Source organism: Cellulomonas jepli, assembly GCF_047229345.1.
Lineage (GTDB): Bacteria > Actinomycetota > Actinomycetes > Actinomycetales > Cellulomonadaceae > Cellulomonas_A.
In genome coordinates, this window is the sequence record NZ_JBFTER010000171.1 from 1 (window position 1) to 5197 (window position 5197).

At 74.4% G+C, this 5197-nt stretch carries 6 protein-coding genes; 3 read left to right on the top strand and 3 right to left on the bottom strand.

What is annotated here, in order from left to right; all coding sequences use genetic code 11:
* A partial coding sequence (locus tag AB6N24_RS22575; RefSeq protein ID WP_412871599.1) for a 2-phosphosulfolactate phosphatase occupies window positions 1-508 on the bottom strand: 508 nt, incomplete at its 3' end.
* Between the two features lie 83 nt (window positions 509-591).
* Between AB6N24_RS22575 and AB6N24_RS22580 the strand changes: the two genes are divergently transcribed.
* Window positions 592-1170 carry a 1-acyl-sn-glycerol-3-phosphate acyltransferase gene (locus tag AB6N24_RS22580; RefSeq protein ID WP_412871600.1) on the top strand — a complete coding sequence of 193 codons (579 nt, stop codon included), beginning with the start codon at window positions 592-594 and terminating at the stop codon, window positions 1168-1170.
* 424 nt (window positions 1171-1594) lie between these two features.
* On the top strand, window positions 1595-2836 hold the full coding sequence (locus AB6N24_RS22585; RefSeq protein ID WP_412871601.1) for a cellulose binding domain-containing protein: 1242 nt from the start codon (window positions 1595-1597) through the stop codon (window positions 2834-2836).
* A 183-nt stretch (window positions 2837-3019) separates the two neighbouring features.
* Here the strand turns inward: AB6N24_RS22585 and AB6N24_RS22590 are convergent, their stop codons facing one another.
* Window positions 3020-3811 (bottom strand): SDR family NAD(P)-dependent oxidoreductase, encoded by a 792-nt coding sequence (locus AB6N24_RS22590; protein WP_412871602.1) that lies wholly within the window; start codon window positions 3809-3811, stop codon window positions 3020-3022.
* 133 nt (window positions 3812-3944) lie between these two features.
* Here AB6N24_RS22590 and AB6N24_RS22595 point away from each other — a divergent pair, with 133 nt between their 5' ends.
* Window positions 3945-4442, top strand: a complete 498-nt coding sequence (locus AB6N24_RS22595; protein WP_412871603.1) for a MarR family winged helix-turn-helix transcriptional regulator — start codon at window positions 3945-3947, stop codon at window positions 4440-4442.
* A 42-nt stretch (window positions 4443-4484) separates the two neighbouring features.
* Here the strand turns inward: AB6N24_RS22595 and AB6N24_RS22600 are convergent, their stop codons facing one another.
* Window positions 4485-5093 carry a pentapeptide repeat-containing protein gene (locus AB6N24_RS22600; RefSeq protein WP_412871604.1) on the bottom strand — a complete coding sequence of 203 codons (609 nt, stop codon included), beginning with the start codon at window positions 5091-5093 and terminating at the stop codon, window positions 4485-4487.
* Window positions 5094-5197 lie beyond the last annotated feature (104 nt).

The following is a 5197-nucleotide window of genomic DNA, read 5'->3' on the forward strand; positions in this document are numbered from 1 at the left end:
GCGCGCCGCCGGGCCACCGCTCGCCGGCCGCGACCACCGCGACGGTCGTCCGCCGCGCGTCCGGGCGTCCCACGACCCACCGCGCCACGGCCGAGGCGTTCCGCAGCGACGCCGCCAGCACCGTCGGCACCCCGAGCTCTTCCGCGAGGTGCCAGCAGATCGTCGACCCGTTCGGCGAGGGCAGCACGAGCCGGCGCACGCCGGACGCCGCGCGGATGCTCACGGGCGACAGCGACAGGTCACCCGGTCCCGCGGCGGACCGGGGACGCGCGAGCACCGCGTCGTGCCGCTCCGCGAACGCTGCCGCGGTGTCGTCGGCCCAGCGGTAGGGGAGCACCTCGGTGCCCGCGTCGAGCGCGACGCCGACCGCGGTCGTGAAGGACAGCACGTCGACGACGACCGCGACGTCCGCGCCCGACGCGACGGCCAGCGCGCCGTCGAGACCCCAGTCGAACCGGACGCGGTGGCCGGTCTGCGCGTGCGGGTCGCCCCCGTCGAGCCTGGTCACGCGGCCCAGTCTGCCCGGCACCGGCGGGGTGAACCCGGCGCCCGCGTTCGGCGGCGACCACGCGCGCCTCGTACCCTCGCCGGATGAGGATCCGTCGCGCCCTGGCCAGCACCTTCTGGGCGGTGAGCCGCTACCGGCTCCGCACCGAGCACGTCCCCGCCGACGGCGCCGGGATCCTCATCGGGGCGCCGCACACCTCGAACTGGGACTTCCTGTTCATGCTCGCGATCTGCTGGTCGCAGGGTCTGCACATCCGCTACCTCGGCAAGCGGTCGCTGTTCGCGCCGCCGTTCGGCCCGCTCATGCGCGCGCTCGGTGGCATCCCCGTCGACCGCAGCAACCCCGCCGGCCTCGTCGACGACCTCGTGGCCCGCGTGCGCGCCGGCGAGCGGTTCTACCTCGTCATCACCCCCGAGGGCACGCGCAGCAAGGCGGAGTACTGGAAGTCGGGCTTCTACCGGATCGCGCGCGAGGCGGGCCTGCCGGTGACCCTCGGGTACGTCGACCGCCCCACCCGCACGTCGGGCCTGGGCCCCACGATGATCCTGACGGGGGACGTCCACGCGGACATGGAGCAGGTCCGCGCGTTCTACGCCGACAAGTCCGGCGTCGTCCCGGCCCGCCGCACCGAGCCGCGCCTGCGCGAGGAGACCACGGCGTAGCGCGCCCCCCCGCACGGCCGGACGTCCAGCGCCGAGCGGCACGGCCGCGTCCGACGGGCCGCCGGGTCAGGACGGGCGCACGTCGAGCACGACGTCGGCGTCCGCGCGCTCGAACGCCAGCAGGCACGCGCGCAGCTGCTGCTCGTGGCCGGGGCGGACGCGGTGCACGGACAGCTCGATCACCGGGTCACCCTAGCCGGCGGCCCTAAACGATTGGCGCGCTGGGAGGCCTCCGCGCCCGCCGCTAGCGTCCGACGCACACGCACCCCACGACGCCGGGCTGCGCGTGCCCGCCCGCCACCACGGGCTCCCGTCACCGCAGGTCACGACCCTGCCCGCCCGACCACGGCCCGACGTGCGCCCCGCGACGTCACCGCGCTCGGCAGGGCGGCGGGTCGACGGCCACCCGAGAGGACGTCACCGCATGAGGACCACGCTCCGACACCGCACGTCCCGGCTCGTCGCCGGCCTGGCCGCGCTCGCGGTCGGTGCCGTCACGGCGGCCGGGCTCGCCGTCTCCGCCCAGGCGGCCGCCGCGTGCACCGTGACCTACCAGCCGAACGCGTGGCCGGGCGGCTTCACGACGAGCGTCCGCGTGACGCCGGGCGACGCCGTGAGCGGCTGGCGCGTCACGTGGACGTGGCCGGGCGACCAGAGGGTCTCGGGTGCGTGGAACGCGACAGTGACCCAGAGCGGGTCGAGCGTCACCGCGACGAACGCCTCCTGGAACGGCAACCTCGGCGCGGGCGCGTCCGCGGAGTTCGGGCTGCAGGGCACGTTCGCGTCGAGCAACGCCTCGCCGACGGACTTCGCGGTCAACGGTGTCGCGTGCAACGGCCAGGCGCCGAGCCCGACGCCCACGCCGACGGTCCCGACGACGCCGAGCCCGACACCGACGGTCGTCCCCACACCCACGGCCGAGCCCACCCCGACGGCCACACCGACCCCGACGCCCACGCCGACGACCGGCCCGGACCCGCAGTGCGGCTCCGCGTCGTTCTGCGACGGCTTCGAGACCCAGACCGGCACCGCCCCGTCGGGCGCCTGGACGGTCGGCTCCCCGAACTGCTCGGGCACCGGCACGGTGAGCGTCGACACCGCCGTCGCGCACTCGGGTTCCCGGTCGCTGCGCGTCGACGGCGTCGCCGGCTACTGCAACCACGTGTTCGCTCAGGCCGCCGGGGCGCTGACCGGCACCGGCTCGACCGCCTTCGTGCGGTTCTACGTCCGGCACACGACCCCGCTCCCGGCGGCGCACACGACGTTCCTCGCGATGCGGGACAGCGCCGACGGCGGCAAGGACCTGCGCATGGGCGGCCAGAACGGCGCGCTGCAGTGGAACCGCGAGTCCGACGACGCGACGCTCCCCGAGCAGAGCCCGACGGGCGTCTCCCAGAGCAAGCCGCTGCCGACGAACACGTGGTCCTGCGTCGAGTACTCGGTCGGTCGGGACGGGCGGCTCTTGACGTGGCTCGACGGCACGTTCGTGACCGGCCTCGTCAACGACGGCACCCCGACGCGCGACGTCGACGGCCAGTGGGGCTCGCGCGCCGGCTGGGCGCCGGTGCTCACCGACCTGCGGCTCGGCTGGGAGAGCTACGGCGACGGCAGCGACACGCTCTGGTACGACGACGTCGCGGTCTCCTCGAGCCGCATCGGCTGCTGACCCACCCCCACCCAGGACCCCGACCCCCGGCGGAGACGGCCCGCCGGGGGTCGGGTGGAGCTGGTGCAGCGCCCCGGTGCGGCCCTGCTCGCAGGCTCCGGCCGGTGCGATCTCCGGTCGGGCCCGACCGCGCTGGTGGCGGGCCACCCCGTGCGCCTCCGCGCGGTGTCGCGGCCCACGAGCTCAGAGGGTCGTCGTGAGGACTCCTCCGTCGGCGCGCAGGGCGGCGCCGTTGGTGGCGGAGGAGACAGGGCTCGCCAGGTAGGTGGCGAGGGCGGCGATCTCGGAGGGATCGATGAACCGTTGCAGGAGCGAGCTCCGGTTCGCGGCCGCGATCGCGCGCTTCATGTCGTCCGCGGGTACGTCCTGAGCGCGAGCGACGTCCTCGATCGCCCTGGCGACGCCGTCGGAGTACGTCGGGCCGCCGAGGATGGTGTTGACGGTGACGCCGGTCCCGCGGGTGAGCTTGGCCAAGCCGTTGCCCAGGGCCAGCGTCGCTGCTTTGGTCGTCCCGTAGTGGATCATGTCGGAGGGGACGCTCACGCCCGACTCGCTGCTGATGAAGATGATCCGGCCCCAGCCGCGGGCGAGCATGCCGCCGAGCACGTGCCGAGACAGGCGCACCCCGCTCATGACGTTGACGTCGAAGTACCGCTGCCACTCGTCGTCGGAGACGTCCTCGAAGGCGTCGACGTCGAAGACGCCCACGTTGTTCACCAGGACGTCCACCTCGCCGAGCGACCCGAGCAGCTGCCGGACCTGCGCGGGATGCTCGAAGTCGGCCGGGACTCCCGAGACCGCGGCGCCCGAGACGGCGGCCTCCAGCTTCCTCACGGCAGCTCTCACCCCGTCCTCGGTCCGGCCGTTGATGACCACCTCCGCCCCCTCGTCGAGCAGCGCCTCGGCGATCGCGTAGCCGATGCCCTGCGTCGAGCCGCTCACGAAGGCCCTCTTGCCCACCAGGTCCAGATCCATGGCCGCTCTCCGTCTCGCGTCGTTCCTGTTCGTCATGTGACTTGCTCAAGCAAGTGATCGCACGAACCTAACACTTGCTTGAGCAAGTGAACCGTTGGCCGTGAGCGGAGGAAGTCCGCGTAGGCTGACCGTCATGCCGGACCCTGACGCCCACGTGAGCGTGCCGACGGAGCTCGCGGGCGAGGACCTCGAGACCTGGGCCGCGCTGGCGACGGTCCTGGAGTGGCTCCCGGCGGCGCTGGATGCTCAGCTCCAGCGTGACGCCCAGCTGTCCCACTTCGAGTACGGCGTCCTGTACGCCTTGGCCGACGCCCCCCATCGCATGCTGCGGATGAGCGTCCTGGCCGGGTACGCCAACAGCACGCTGTCGCGGTTGTCCCGCGCGGCCACCCGGCTGGAGACCCACGGGTGGTTGCGGCGCACGCCCGATCCGGCCGACGGGCGCTACACGCTGGCCGTCCTCACCGACCTCGGAGCCGAGAAGGTCCGGGGCGCGACCCCCGGGCACGTGGAGGTGGTCCACCGGCTCGTCCTTGACCGCCTCACGAAGCGGCAGGCCCGCCAGCTGCGGGAGATCAGCCAGCGGATCAGCCGGGCCGTCCGGGACGACGGAGGCTGGCGGCCGCAGTGACCAACCCCGGTGCTGCGGTCTGCCGGCGATCGACGGCGCGAGTCAGTCGACGGTGATCTTGAGGTGTCGCGCGAGCGCGCCCGCGAGCTCGAGGAGCTGCCCGGAGCTGATCGTCGCGCCCGCGAGCCCGGCGACCCCGTCGAGCCCCGCGAGCTCGGCGCCGCGCAGGTCGACGTCCTTGAGCTGCGCCCGCGTGACGTCGAGGCGCCCGACCCGGCAGCGGTCCAGCACGAGGCCGTGCACGCGTGCGCCCGCGAGGTCGAGGTCGCCGAGCACGCAGTCCTCGATCCGCACCTGCTCGAGGCGTGCGTCGCGCAGGTTGAGGTAGTCGACCTTGCCGCCGCGGATCGTCACGCGCGTGAGCTGCCCGCCGTAGGCCTGGACGGCGCCGAGCCGGCAGTCGGCGAGCTCGACGTCGCGCCACGTCGCGTCGGGGGCGTCGAGCGTGCCCGCCCGCACGGTCGTGAGCGTCGTGTCGAGGATCTCGGCGTCCTCGAGCCGCGCGCCGTCGAGGTCGCAGCCGGTGAGCGCGCAGTCCATGAACCGCGCGCCCTCGGCGTCGTCGCCGCTGAGGTCGAGGCCGTCGAACGACAGCGCCTCGTAGTCCCCGTCGCGCTCCAGGCGGCCGTCGAACGTCTCCAGGTGCGGCATGCGGCCAGGGTGCCACACAGCGCCGACGGCGCCGGGGCGTGCGGGGTGCCGGCCGGGTCGACCGTGCGGTCCGCCGCGCGCGCCACCGCCGCGCCCGCCACCGC